The sequence below is a fragment of the Paracoccus versutus genome (assembly GCF_029909795.1).
Taxonomy (GTDB): domain Bacteria; phylum Pseudomonadota; class Alphaproteobacteria; order Rhodobacterales; family Rhodobacteraceae; genus Paracoccus; species Paracoccus versutus.
This window is the reverse complement of sequence record NZ_CP038197.1, coordinates 2494728-2507475: the sequence shown is the minus strand read 5'-3', so window position 1 is coordinate 2507475 and position 12748 is coordinate 2494728. Positions and strand designations below refer to the sequence as shown.

Sequence of the window (12748 nt, the reverse complement as noted above, 5' to 3'; positions counted from 1 at the left end):
AGCCACCGGGGGCGCTTCGCCCCCCGGACCCCCAGAGGGTATTTGGGAAACGGAGAAGATGACTGAAGCCCGCCCCATCATCCTGACCTGCGGCGAGCCGGCGGGCGTCGGGCCGGAGCTTGCGCCCAAGGCGCTGGCCTCGGGCGTGCCCTTCGTGTTCCTGGGCGATCCGCAGCATCTGCCCGAGGGCACCGCCTGGGCCGAGGTCGCGGCGCCGGGCGAGCCGGTGGCCGAGGGCGTGCTGGCGGTGCTGCGCCATGACTTCCCGGCGCCGGCGGTGCCGGGCCGGCCCGATCCCGCCAATGCGCCGGCGGTGGTCGAGGTCATCGCCCGCGCGGTCGACCTGGCCATGTCCGGCGCGGCCGGCGGCATCTGCACCCTGCCGATCAACAAGGAGGCGCTGAAGCGCGGCGCCGGCTTCGGCTTTCCCGGCCATACCGAATATCTGGCGCATCTGGCGGGCGACGTGCCGGTGGTGATGATGCTGGCCTCGACCCGTGTCGAGCCGCCCTGCCGGGTGGTGCCGGTGACGATCCACATCCCGCTGTCCGAGGTGCCGCTGGCGCTGACGCCCCTGCGGCTGGAGCAGGCGATCCGCACCACCGATGCCGCGATGCGGCGCGATTTCGGCCTGGCGCAGCCACGGCTGGCCATCGCCGGGCTGAACCCCCATGCCGGCGAGAACGGCGTCATGGGCGACGAGGAAGCACGCTGGATGGTGCCCCTGGTCGAGCGGCTGCGGCGCGAGGGGTTCGACCTGCGCGGGCCGCTGCCGGCCGATACCATGTTCCATCCGGCAGCACGGGCGCGTTACGACGCAGCGCTCTGCGCCTATCACGACCAGGCGCTGATCCCGATCAAGACGCTGGATTTCGCCGGCGGGGTGAACGTGACCCTGGGCCTGCCCTTCGTGCGCACCTCGCCTGATCACGGCACCGCCTTCGACATCGCCGGCCAGGGCATCGCGGATGCGCAAAGCGTCGTCGCCGCCCTGCGCATGGCGCATGAGATGGCGGCGCGGCGATGAGCGCCATCGACGGGCTGCCGCCGCTGCGCGAGGTGATCGCGCGCCATGAGTTGCGCGCCAAGAAGCAGCTGGGGCAGAATTTCCTGCTGGACCTGAACCTGACCGCCAAGATCGCCCGCGCCGCCGGCGACCTGACCGGCTGCGACGTGATCGAGGTCGGCCCCGGTCCGGGCGGGCTGACCCGCGGCTTGCTGGCCGAGGGCGCGCGGCATGTGCTGGCGATCGAGAAGGACGCCCGCGCCCTGCCCGCCCTGGCCGAGATCGCCGCCGCCTATCCCGGCCGGCTGGAGGTGATCCATGGCGATGCGCTGGAGGTCGATCCGCTGGCGCATCTGTCGCCGCCGATCCGCATCGTCGCGAACCTGCCCTATAATGTCGGCACCGAATTGCTGATCCGCTGGCTGACGCCGGCAGCCTGGCCGCCCTTCTGGCAGTCGCTGACGCTGATGTTCCAGAAAGAGGTGGCCGAGCGCATCGTGGCGCAGCCGGGCGGCAAGGCTTACGGCCGGCTGGCCGTGCTGGCGCAATGGCGCAGCGAGGCGCGGGTGGTGATGACCCTGCCGCCCGAAGCCTTTGTTCCCGCGCCCAAGGTGCATTCGGCGGTCGTCCACCTGACCGCCCTGCCCGAGCCGCGCTATCCGGCCGATCCGGCGGTGCTGAACCGGGTGGTGGCGGCGGGCTTCAACCAGCGCCGCAAGATGCTGCGCGCCTCGCTGAAGGGGCTGCATCCCGAGATCGAATCGCTGCTGCTCCAGGCCGGCATCGCCCCCACCGCCCGCGCCGAAGAGGTCGGGCTGGAGCAATTCTGCGCGCTGGCGCGGGGCCTGGCCGCCGCGCCGCGCTGAGCATCATTCGCCGGAGGCGCTTTCGGCCTGGGTCTTTGCCGTCCTGGCACCCTGTCCGCGGCCGGTTTTCGCCGGGGGCTTGGCACCTTCCTCGGCCGGTTTCTTGCGGCTGCGCGGCGCGGCCGTCCCGGTGGTGCGGCTGCTGCGCCGGCGCGCCGCAGGGGCGGGCTCGGCGGCCGGTTCCCCGGCTGCCGCGTTCTCGGCGGGGGCCGGTGCGGCCGGGGTCGGTTCGGCAGGGGTTTCGGACCGGACGGCGCTTTCCGGGGTTTCCACCGGGCCGGCGGCATCCTCGTCGGCAGCGATCACCGGCGGCAGCCCGGAATCGGCGGGCGCGGCGGCGGGCTGGGCGCGTTCTTCCGCGCGGGGGGCGGGTTGCTGGCGTTCCTCGCGGCGGTCATCGCGACGCTCGTCGCGGCGATCCTCGCGCCGGTCGTGACGGTCCTGGCGGTGGCCGTGATGGCCGTTCTGGCCATTGCCGTTCTCGGACGCAGCCGAGCCATTGCCGTCCTGGGCATCGTCGTCGCGGCCCTGGTGCTGGTGGCCCTGGCGCTCGGCCTGCTCGCGCTGCGCCTCGCCCAGCATGCGGGTGTAATGTTCTGCGTGCTGAAGAAAGCTCTGCTCGGCCACCCGGTCGTTGGAAAGCTGGGCGTCGCGGGCGAGCGTCAGGTATTTCTCGATGATCTGCTGGGGCGTGCCGCGCACCTTGCCCTCGGGGCCCGAGGAATCGAAGACGCGGTTGACGATATTGCCCAGCGAACGCTGGCGGTTCGACTTGTTACGCGAACGGGATTTGGATGATCTCATCAGCTTGTTGTCAGTTTATGTCCGGCAAGGGCCGGCTAAGGTTGGGGTCATTCCGAAGGCGGGTGTCAGCGCAGGCGCAGCGTTTGCTCCGGCTCCCGCGTCACCAGTAAAACTGGATTATCTGAGTATGACTGACCCGTGCGTGGGCGGTGCGCCCCCGTCACAATTGCGAATAAACACGCCGCAGCGCCGCTTACAAGCGAAAATTTCGTCAAAAGCCGCGAAAGGCGCGGAAGCTTGCCGGATCAAAGCGGCTTGCGGGCGGCGACGACCCGGTCGCGCCCATCCAGGTCGGGCAGGATCCGGGGCTCGGCCAGCCCGGCTGCGCGCATCAGCGCCGCCACGGCCGCGCCCTGCGTGGGGCCGATCTCGACCATCAGCCGGCCGCCGGGCGACAGATGCGCGGGCGCCCCGGCGGCGATGGCGCGATAGGCGGAAAGCCCGTCCGCCCCGTCGGTCAGGGCCTGCCGCGGCTCCCATTCCCGAACCTCGGGCGCAAGCTGCGCCATCTCGTCCAGCGCGATATAGGGCGGGTTCGAGACGATCAGGTCGAACTGCCCCGCGACCGAGGCGAACCAGTCGGATTCAAGGAAATCCGCACAAACCCCCACGGTCCGGGCATTTTCCCGCGCCACCTCCAGCGCGGCGGCCGAGATGTCGGTGCCAAGCCCGCGCGCACCCGGCCGCTCGGCCAGAAGCGAGATCAGGATCGCCCCCGTGCCGGTGCCCAGGTCCAGCACCGAGGCAAAGGGTCCGGCCAGCGCCGCCTCGACCAGGGTCTCGGTTTCCGGGCGGGGATCGAGCGTGTCGCGGGTCACGCGGAACTCGTGCTTCCAGAAGGCGCGGCGTCCCAGGATCTGGCTGACCGGCTGGCGCGCGGCGCGGGCGGCCAGGGTTGCGTCGAAACGTCGCAGAGCCTCGGGCGGCAGCGGCGCAGCCAGCGCGGCAGCCAGGTGGTGGCGCGGCAGGTCCAGGGCATGGGCCAGGAGCAGCCGGGCATCCTCGGCCGCGCCGGGCACGCCGGCCTGGGCGAGTCGTGCGGCGCCTTGCCGCAGGGCCTCGGCCCCGGTCATGGAATCACGCGCCCTGCGCGGCCAGGCGCGCGGCCTGGTCGTGCGCGGTCAGCGCCGCCACGATCTCGCCGATCTCGCCCTGCATGATGCGGTCAAGCGCATAGAGCGTCAGGCCGATGCGGTGATCGGTCATCCGGCCCTGCGGGAAGTTGTAGGTGCGGATGCGTTCCGAGCGGTCGCCCGAGCCGACCTGGCTCTTGCGGTCGGCGGCGCGCTCGGCATCGGCGCGCGACCGCTCCATGTCGTAAAGCCGCGCGCGCAGCACGGCCATGGCATTGGCGCGGTTCTGGTGCTGGGACTTTTCCGAACTGGTCACGACGATGCCGGTCGGCAGGTGGGTGATGCGCACCGCCGAATCGGTGGTGTTGACGTGCTGGCCGCCGGCGCCGCTGGCGCGCATGGTGTCGATGCGGATGTCGCTGGCGGGGATGTCGATATCCACCGCCTCGGCCTCGGGCAGCACGGCGACGGTGGCGGCGCTGGTATGGATGCGGCCACCCGATTCCGTCTCGGGGACGCGCTGGACGCGGTGGACGCCCGATTCGTATTTCAGCTTGGCGAAGACCCCCTCGCCCTCGATCCGCGCCACCGCCTCGCGCACGCCGCCCAGGTCGGATTCGGCCAACTCGAGCATCTGGAACTGCCAACCCTGCGATTCGGCAAAGCGGCGATACATGGCCAGCAGGTCGCCGGCGAACAGCGCCGCCTCTTCGCCGCCGGTGCCGGGGCGAATCTCCAGGATGGCCGGGCGGGCATCGGCGGCGTCGCGCGGCAACAGCGCGATGCGCAGCGCATGTTCCAGCTCGGGAAGCGCGGCGCGCAGGCGCGACAATTCGTCCTGCGCCAGCTCGCGCATCTCGGGATCGGCCAGCAGGGCCTCGGCCTCGCGGATGCCGTCCTGCGCGGCGCGCCATTCGCCGATCTGCGCGACCACGGGCTTCAGTTCCGCATATTCGCGGCTGATCGCGGCGATTTCCTCGGCCGCCGGCCCGGCGTGCAGCCGCGCTTCGAGATATTCGAAACGCGCGACGATCTGGGCAAGGCGGTCTTCCGGCAGCATTTGATGCAATTAGCTGTTGAGCCGCGGGCCGACAAGGCGGAACCTTGCAGGCATCTGACCCAGATCAAAGCAAGGCCGGCCGTCTTGGTGCAGATTGCTGCAAGACGCGCCCACCAAGCCAAAGGAGGCCCCACGTGAAACTCGTCCCCTTTCTGACAGCGACGAGTCTTGCCCTGTCCGCTCTGCCGGTCATGGCGCAGACTGAAGCCATCGACAACGGCGCCCTGCGCGAGGAAGCCAAGGGGGTGTTCGAGGCGATTCCCGAAAAGATGACCGCCATCAAGCAGACCGAGGACAATCCCGAAGGCATCCCTCTGACCGCCGAGAAGATCGAACTGGGCAAGGTGCTGTTCTTCGACCCGCGCATGTCCAGCTCCGGGCTGATCTCGTGCCAGACCTGCCACAACGTCGGCCTTGGCGGTGTGGACGGCCTGCCGACCTCGATCGGGCACGGCTGGCAGAAAGGGCCGCGCAACGCCCCCACCATGCTGAACGCGATCTTCAACGCCGCGCAATTCTGGGACGGCCGCGCCGGCGACCTTGCCGAACAGGCCAAGGGTCCGGTCCAGGCCGGGGTCGAGATGAGCAACACCCCCGACCAGGTGGTCAAGACCATCAACTCGATGCCGGAATATGTCGAATCCTTCAAGGCCGCCTTCCCCGACGAAGCGGACCCGGTGACCTTCGACAATTTCGCCATCGCGATCGAGCAGTTCGAGGCCACGCTGGTCACGCCCAACAGCGCCTTCGACCGCTTCCTTGCCGGCGACGATGCAGCGATGACCGACCAGGAAAAACGCGGGCTGCAAGCCTTCATCGAAACCGGCTGCACCGCCTGCCACTATGGCGTGAACTTCGGCGGGCAGGACTATCATCCCTTCGGCCTGATCGCCAAGCCCGGCGCCGAGGTGCTGCCCGCCGGCGACAGGGGCCGCTACGAGATCAGCCAGACCGTTGACGACGAATATGTCTTCCGCGCCGCGCCGTTGCGCAACGTCGCGCTGACCGCGCCCTATTTCCACTCGGGCGTGGTCTGGGATCTGGCGGAAGCGGTGCAGATCATGTCCTCGGCGCAACTTGGCACCGAGCTGACCGATGAGCAGGCCGACGACATCACCGCCTTCCTGGGCACGCTGACCGGCGATCAGCCGGTGATCGACCACCCGATCCTGCCGGTGCGCACCGACTCCACGCCGCTGCCCACGCCGATGTAAGGCGCGGCAGGCGAGACACGAAAAGGGGCCCTCGCGGGGCCCCTTTTGCTTGCGGTCCGGCCGGCGGATCACTCGGCCTTGACGGCCTCGACGGTGATCTTGATCTCGACCTCGTCCTCGACCGCCGGGGCGAACTTGCCCAGGTTGAACTCGGAACGCTTGATCTCGGCCTCGGCATCGAAGCCGGCGGCCTCCTTGCCGGTCATGGGATGGGCGGCAATCTGGTTCAGGTCGACATCCAGCACCACCTGCTTGGTCACGCCGTTCAGCGTCAGATCGCCGGTGACCTTCGCCTCCTTGTCGTCCTCGGGCTCGACCTTGGTCGACTTGAAGGTCGCGACGGCGCCGCTGGCATCGGTGTTGAAGAAATCCGGCCCGAACAGGTGCTTGTCCAGCTCCTCGGAGACGGTGCGCAGCCCGGACAGCGGGATGGTCGCCTCGACGCTGGAATTGGCCGGGTTCTCGGCATCCAGCGTCAACTTGCCGGTGACGCCGTTGATGATGCCGGTGCTGCTCGAAAAGCCCATGTGGTTGTATTCAAAGACGACCTGGCTGTGCGAGGGGTCGAAGTCATAGACCACGGGCTCGGCCATCGCGGCACTGGCGCCAAGCAGGCCGATCGCGGCGACAGGGGCGAGGATGGATTTCATGCTGAACTCCCGATTGAAAAAGATCATGATGGTTCTGCCAGAAAATGCCCGCGCATCAACAAGGGTTTCCTGACATTTTCGTGTTTCGCCGCAGCGCGGAAACAGTATCGCCGCAGGGGCGACTTTCCGGGGTTTCCGGGCATTTATCCTTGCATTCCCCGGCCTGCCCGCTATAAGGCCGCATCCTTCCGCAAATGCGAAACCGGCGCAGCCTCTCGTGGCGGGGCGCGGAAGGGCTGTCCCGCCGTTGAAGTGCGCCCCGATGAAAGGTGCAGACATGCCGCTTTACGAGCATGTGCTGATCGCCCGCCAGGACCTGTCGAACGCGCAGGCCGAGGGGCTGATCGAACATTTCTCGACCGTGATCGCCGACAATGGCGGCAAGGTCGTGGACAACGAATACTGGGGCGTGCGCACGCTTGCCTACAAGATCAACAAGAACCGCAAGGGCCATTACGCCTTCCTGCGCTCGAACGCCCCCTCGGCCGCCGTGCAGGAGATGGAGCGCCTGGCCCGCCTGCATGACGACGTCATGCGCGTGCTGACCGTCCGCGTGGACGAGCACAAGGACGGCCCCTCGGTCCAGATGCAGAAGCGCGACGAGCGCGAGCGCGGGGATCGTGGCGACCGCGGGGATCGCGGCGAGCGTCGCGAGCGTCGCGACCGCGACGACCGGAACTAAGGGAAAGGAACCAGGATCATGGCCAACAAACCCTTCTTCCGCCGCCGGAAAGTCTGCCCCTTCTCGGGCGACAACGCCCCCGCCATCGACTACAAGGACACGCGCCTGCTTCAGCGTTACATCTCGGAACGCGGCAAGATCGTGCCCTCGCGCATCACCGCCGTCTCGGCCAAGAAGCAGCGCGAACTGGCGCGCGCCATCAAGCGCGCCCGCTTCCTCGCCCTGCTGCCCTATGCCGTGAAGTAAGGAGAGACGATCATGCAAGTCATCCTGCTGGAACGCGTGGCCAAGCTGGGCCAGATGGGCGAAGTCGTGAAGGTCAAGGACGGTTTCGCGCGCAACTACCTCTTGCCGCAGGGCAAGGCGCTGCGCGCCTCGGACGCCAATATCCAGGCGTTTGAAGCCCGCAAGGCCGAACTCGCCTCGCGCAACGACGAAACCCGCGCCGAAGCCGAAAAGACCGCCCAGAAGCTCGACGGCCAGACCTTCGTCATCATCCGCTCCGCCTCGGACGCGGGTGCGCTCTATGGCTCGGTCACGCCGCGCGACGCCGCCGATGTCGCTAATGCCGAAGGTTTCGCGATCGAGCGCCGCCAGGTCGTCCTGACCGCCCCGATCAAGGATCTGGGCCTGCACGAGGTCCGCGTGCATCTGCACCCGGAAGTCGATGTCATCATCAAGCTGAACGTCGCCCGCTCGCCCGAAGAGGCCGAGCTGCAAGCCTCGGGCAAGTCGATCCAGGAACTGGCCGCCGAAGAGGAAGCCGCCGCCGAATTCGAGATCGCCGAGCTTTTCGACGACATCGGCTCGGCCGGCCGCGACGAGGACGAAGCCGCGAACTGATCGCGCCTTTGCCGGAACAGGGAAAACGCGCCGCAACCGGCGCGTTTTTTCATGCCCGCATGGCAGCACCCCTTGCTTGCGCCGCGGGTTCGGCGGAACATTCGCCGGGCTGCGGGGTTGAAACGCAAAGCGCCCTTCGCCAGAGGATTTGCCGGCATGCATCACCAGGACGACCAGCCGCCCATCACCCGTACCCCGGCCGACGAGACCAGCCAGACCCGCTTCGGTCCCCGCCCGGTCCCCGAGGGGCATCGCCGGCCACCGGGCCCGGTGGAATCGCGCCGCATCCCGCCGCATGGCGATGTCTCGCCCGACGGCAGCCATCCATGGCCGCGCCCCTCGCGCGGGGCAAAATGGCTGGTCTGGGGCGGCACCGGGCTGGTGGCCGCGACCTTGACCGCCGGCACGGTGATCGCGGCGCGGCACCTGATCGACCTGGTCTCGGACGACGACGGCCCCGCCCGCCCGCGCGGCGCAGGCACCCCGCGCCAGGCCCCGAAAGCCCCGCACGAGCCCAGGCCCAAGGCGCAACCCGCCCGGCCTGTCCCGCAGGGCCGGCGCCGCCCGCCGCGGCAAAGCCTGCTGCAAGAGGTCGAGGCCAATACCGCCAACCTGACCAGCGGCGTCGAGAACGTGATGCAGGCGCTGACCGCCGCCGTGACCGGCTTCCGCTCGGTCGCGGGCCAGGCCAGCGCCATCGTGCAGGAATTCGGCGATGCCGCGGCGATCATCCGCGACATCATCGACCGCAAACCCGCGCCGCAACCCCGCAAGCCGCGCCGCGAGGCGCATATGCCGGACCTGCGCGACGACCCGCTGCTGCACGACCCGATGGAGGGCCCGGACCCCGGCGGCCCGGCCGATCACGACCCGCGCCTTCACCGGCTCTGACGCGGAACGGCCCTTGACCAGCCGGTGCCGCCAGCAGCGCGCTGCGGCTCGGCTGTCCGGCTTCTTCGTTGCATAAATACCCATCTGCGCCACCGCGCCCCGCGCCCCGCCCTGGCCAGCGGGGCGCGGCAATGAAAAAGGCCGCCCCCGCGGGACGGCCCTTCTTTTCGCGGCAAGGCAGCGGATCAGAGCTGATCCAGCGCCTCGATGGCCTTTTCCAGCTCTTCCTTGGTCACGGATTTCTCCGAAACCTTGGCGCCCTCGACGATATGGTCGACGACCTTGTCCTCGAAGAGCGGCGCGCGCAGCTGCTGCTGCGCCTGCGGGTTCTGCTGGATGAACTCGAAGAAGGCGCGCTCCTGGCCGGGATACTGACGCGCCTGGCGCAGCACGGCCTGGGTCATCTCCTGGTCCGAGACGGTGATCTCGGCCTTCTGGCCGATCTCGGCCAAGAGCAGGCCCAGGCGGACGCGGCGCTCGGCAAGCGTCTTGTGCTCGTCCGTCGGCTCGATCTCGCCATGGTTATGGCCATGCTCCTCGGGGTGTTCCTCGTGCCAGAGCTGGTGCGCGATCTGATGCGCCTCGGCCTCGACCAGCGAATCGGGCAGGTCGAACTTGACCAGCTCGTCCAGCTTGTCCAGCAGCGCACGCTTGAGAACCTGGCGCGAGGCGCCCTTGTATTCCGCCTCCAGCCGCTCGCGGATCTGGCCCTTCAGCGCGTCCAGGCTTTCGGCGCCGAATTTCTTGGCCAGTTCGTCGTCGATCTCGGCCGCTTTCGGGGCCTTCACCGCCTTGACGGTGGTCTCGAAGATGGCGTCCTTGCCGGCCAGGGCCGGATGGCCGTAATCCTCGGGGAATTTCACCTCGACCTTGATCTCGTCGCCGGCCTTGGCGCCGACCAGCTGTTCTTCGAAGCCGGGGATGAAGCTGCCCGAGCCCAGCACCAGCGGATAATCCTCGGCCGAGCCGCCCTCGAAGGCTTCGCCGTCGACCATGCCCTTGAAGTCGATCACGACCTGGTCGCCGTCCTTGGCCTTGGTGCCCTTCTTGCGGTCCTCGAAGCTCTGGGCGTTCTTGGCCAGGTTCTCCAGCGCCTCGGTCACCTGCTCCTCGCTGGCCTCCACCACCAGCCGCTCCAGCTCGACGCCGGACAGGTCGGTTTCCGGGATGGCGGGCAGCGCCTCATAGGCGACGGTGACGACGACATCGTCGCCCTCTTTCCAGGTCTCGCCGTTGACCATTTCGATCTTGGGCTGAAGGGCGGGACGGTCGCCCGATTTCTCCAGGTGGTCGCGCAGCGCCTTGTCGATGGCCTCCTGCATGGCATCGCCCATGATGCGCTGGCCGAACTGCTTCTTCAGCAGCGCCATCGGCACCTTGCCCTTGCGGAAGCCCTTCATCTCGACCTCGGGCTGGGCCTCTTTCAGCTTCGCATCCACCTGCGCCGCCAGATCGGCCGCAGGCAGGGTGAATTCATAGCCCCGCTTCAGCCCTTCGTTCTGGGTTTCCTTGACCTGCATTTGTCTTCCTTCATCCACGAACCATCGTGCGGGTCCGAGGCATTACAGCCTCGCCGGCGCCGGAACCTGCCGTCCCGCGCCTCCGCCTGTTTCAGCGCGCTAGCTATGGGATTTCGGCCCGCATAGCAAGGAGGAAGGCGGGAATCGCCGCCCTCCCGCCGGGTTTCGCGCGCCGTCGCAAGCCGCGCGCCGCCAGGTATCCTGCCAGAAACCGCCCAGCCCCCCCGCCCCCGACGCGAGAGCGAAAAGCGCCGCCACACCTCTTGGTTGAATTGTGCATTATCGCCTCATCCACCCTAGCCCATGCGCCCGGATCGGTTGACGCAAGGGCAACCGGGATGAGCGATCTTCCGCCAGGAGGCCCGTCTTGCAGCCGCAAGTTGCAGCCGCCGGAATATCAACGGACTGCCATTATTAGGTCAGCAAACGCAACCTAACTTATGGATATATTCCCTTCCCCGCCCCGGCGGTGCATACAGGCATCGTTGCGTAAGCGGTTGTTTGTTAACCTCGGTAAACGGTTCTTTGGTCATGTGTTCAAAACTGACCGGGCGGGTGCGCATCCTTGTTCCCGCCCGGTTGTGCGCCGGCAAGGGATTGCGGGATTCCCTCTGTCCTGGTTGCGTCATTATTGGGCATGGTTCGGCCCGACTCGCCCCTGGCGATTCCCGCATCTGGATATATCAGACAAAAAGGTCGAAACCGGCCCCCTCTCGCAGCAGGGTCCGGTCGGCCTTGAATCGACATTGAAACGGCAAAGGCCGCCCCTGCAGGCGGCCTTTTCGCATGGGGTCCGCCGCGGGCTCAGCCGCGCGCGCGCACGACCTGCAACAGCGGCATGACCTCGGACATGTCCGGCCCATGCGCCTGGCCGGTCAGGGCCTTGCGCAGCGGCATGAACAGGCCCTTGCCCTTGCGGCCGGTCGCCTGCTTGACCGCATTGGTGAACTCGCCCCAGGTCGCGTCGGTATAGGGCGGCGGCGGCAGCAGCTTCATCGCCTCGGCGATGAAATCGGCGTCCTCGGGATCGATCTGCGGCTCGGCCCCCTGCGAGAAGATCTGCCACCAGCCGGCCAGGTCGTCCAGCCGGGTGATGTTCTGCGAGGCGACGCGCCAGAACCGCTCGGCCAGCTCGTCGGGCACGCCAAGCGCGGCGATGCGGTCCCTGACCTCGGCAAGGGGGCGCGACTGGTTCGCCTCGCGCGTCAGCGGCCACAGATCCTCGGCGTCGAACTTGGTGGGCGAGGCGCCGAATTGCGACAAGTCGAACCCTTCGGCCAGTTCGTCCAGCGACATCCGCAGCTCGACCGGCTGCGACGACCCCAGCCGCGCCATCAGCGACAACAGCGCCTCGGGCGCCACGCCGCTTTCGCGCAGGTCGCGGATCGACAGCGTGCCCAGGCGCTTGGACAGTTCCTCGCCCTGCGCGCCGGTCAGCAGGCTGTGGTGGGCAAAGGCCGGCGGCTCGGACCCCAGCGCACGGATGATCTGGATCTGCGTCGCGGTATTGGTCACGTGGTCGGCACCGCGCACGATATGGGTCACGCCCATGTCGGCGTCGTCGACCGAGCTGGCGAAGGTGTAAAGCACCTGCCCATCGGCGCGGATCAGCACCGGGTCCGAAACGCTGGCCGCGTCGATCGAGATCTCGCCCAGGATGCCGTCGGCCCATTCGATCCGCTCCTGGTCCAGCAGGAAGCGCCAATAGCCGGCGCGGCCCTCAGCACGCAGGCGGTCCTTGTCCTCGGGCGAAAGCTTCAGCCCGGCGCGGTCATAGACCGGGGGCTTGCCCATGTTGAGCTGCTTCTTGCGCTTCAGGTCCAGCTCGGTCGGGGTCTCGAACACCTCGTAGAGCCGGCCGGCGGCGCGCAGCCCCTCGGCCGCCTGGGCATAGCGGTCCAGGCGGTCCGACTGCCGCTCGATCCGGTCCCAGGTCAGGCCCAGCCATTCCAGGTCGCGCTGGATGCCGTCGGCATATTCCTGCTTGCTGCGCTCGCGGTCGGTATCGTCCAGGCGCAGGATGAAGGTGCCGCCCGCCTTGCGCGCGATCAGATAGTTCATCAGCGCCGTGCGCAGGTTGCCGACATGGATGTGGCCGGTGGGCGAAGGGGCGAAACGGGTGGTGGTCATGGGAGGTCT

General features: G+C 68.2%; 13 protein-coding genes. 7 read left to right on the top strand and 6 right to left on the bottom strand.

Annotation, left to right across the window (positions count from 1 at the left end; translation table 11 throughout):
• Positions 1-58: 58 nt before the first annotated feature.
• Together pdxA and rsmA are read left to right on the top strand one after the other, a co-directional pair.
• Positions 59-1027, top strand: a complete 969-nt coding sequence (gene pdxA / locus E3U25_RS23745; RefSeq protein WP_116222892.1) for a 4-hydroxythreonine-4-phosphate dehydrogenase PdxA — start codon at positions 59-61, stop codon at positions 1025-1027.
• Positions 1024-1872, top strand: coding sequence for a 16S rRNA (adenine(1518)-N(6)/adenine(1519)-N(6))-dimethyltransferase RsmA (rsmA, locus tag E3U25_RS23740; RefSeq protein ID WP_072461566.1), 849 nt, complete (start codon positions 1024-1026; stop codon positions 1870-1872). Before pdxA ends, rsmA begins: the two co-directional genes overlap by 4 nt.
• A gap of 3 nt (positions 1873-1875) precedes the next feature.
• On the opposite strand, the gene E3U25_RS23735 is transcribed toward rsmA, so the two are convergent.
• From E3U25_RS23735 to prfA, 3 genes are all read right to left on the bottom strand, one after another.
• The gene (locus E3U25_RS23735) at positions 1876-2676 is read right to left on the bottom strand and encodes a DUF4167 domain-containing protein (protein WP_116222893.1); all 801 of its coding nucleotides are present in this window, start codon (positions 2674-2676) and stop codon (positions 1876-1878) included.
• Between the two features lie 245 nt (positions 2677-2921).
• Positions 2922-3749, bottom strand: a complete 828-nt coding sequence (gene prmC, locus E3U25_RS23730) for a peptide chain release factor N(5)-glutamine methyltransferase (protein ID WP_116222894.1) — start codon at positions 3747-3749, stop codon at positions 2922-2924.
• 4 nt (positions 3750-3753) lie between these two features.
• Entirely contained in the window at positions 3754-4809 is a 1056-nt protein-coding gene (prfA, locus tag E3U25_RS23725; protein ID WP_036751759.1) for a peptide chain release factor 1, read from the bottom strand.
• A gap of 191 nt (positions 4810-5000) precedes the next feature.
• On the opposite strand from prfA, the gene E3U25_RS23720 reads away from it, so the two are divergent.
• Complete coding sequence (locus E3U25_RS23720) at positions 5001-6023, top strand: cytochrome-c peroxidase (RefSeq protein WP_052095761.1); 1023 nt, start codon at positions 5001-5003, stop codon at positions 6021-6023.
• A gap of 68 nt (positions 6024-6091) precedes the next feature.
• Here E3U25_RS23720 and E3U25_RS23715 read toward each other — a convergent pair whose 3' ends face one another.
• Complete coding sequence (locus tag E3U25_RS23715; protein WP_072461593.1) at positions 6092-6673, bottom strand: YceI family protein; 582 nt, start codon at positions 6671-6673, stop codon at positions 6092-6094.
• A 277-nt stretch (positions 6674-6950) separates the two neighbouring features.
• Between E3U25_RS23715 and rpsF the strand changes: the two genes are divergently transcribed.
• The 4 genes from rpsF to E3U25_RS23695 all read left to right on the top strand — a co-directional run bounded on the left by rpsF (position 6951) and on the right by E3U25_RS23695 (position 9089).
• Positions 6951-7355 carry a 30S ribosomal protein S6 gene (gene rpsF, locus E3U25_RS23710; protein ID WP_036751761.1) on the top strand — a complete coding sequence of 135 codons (405 nt, stop codon included), beginning with the start codon at positions 6951-6953 and terminating at the stop codon, positions 7353-7355.
• An 18-nt stretch (positions 7356-7373) separates the two neighbouring features.
• Complete coding sequence (gene rpsR / locus E3U25_RS23705; RefSeq protein WP_011747229.1) at positions 7374-7601, top strand: 30S ribosomal protein S18; 228 nt, start codon at positions 7374-7376, stop codon at positions 7599-7601.
• A gap of 12 nt (positions 7602-7613) precedes the next feature.
• Positions 7614-8198 carry a 50S ribosomal protein L9 gene (rplI, locus tag E3U25_RS23700; RefSeq protein WP_036751763.1) on the top strand — a complete coding sequence of 195 codons (585 nt, stop codon included), beginning with the start codon at positions 7614-7616 and terminating at the stop codon, positions 8196-8198.
• Between the two features lie 156 nt (positions 8199-8354).
• Complete coding sequence (locus E3U25_RS23695; protein ID WP_116222895.1) at positions 8355-9089, top strand: hypothetical protein; 735 nt, start codon at positions 8355-8357, stop codon at positions 9087-9089.
• Between the two features lie 185 nt (positions 9090-9274).
• On the opposite strand, the gene tig is transcribed toward E3U25_RS23695, so the two are convergent.
• Positions 9275-10609: a trigger factor gene (gene tig, locus E3U25_RS23690; RefSeq protein WP_036751768.1), complete on the bottom strand. Its 1335-nt coding sequence runs from the start codon at positions 10607-10609 to the stop codon at positions 9275-9277.
• An 804-nt stretch (positions 10610-11413) separates the two neighbouring features.
• On the bottom strand, positions 11414-12739 hold the full coding sequence (gene gltX, locus E3U25_RS23685) for a glutamate--tRNA ligase (protein ID WP_116222896.1): 1326 nt from the start codon (positions 12737-12739) through the stop codon (positions 11414-11416).
• Positions 12740-12748 lie beyond the last annotated feature (9 nt).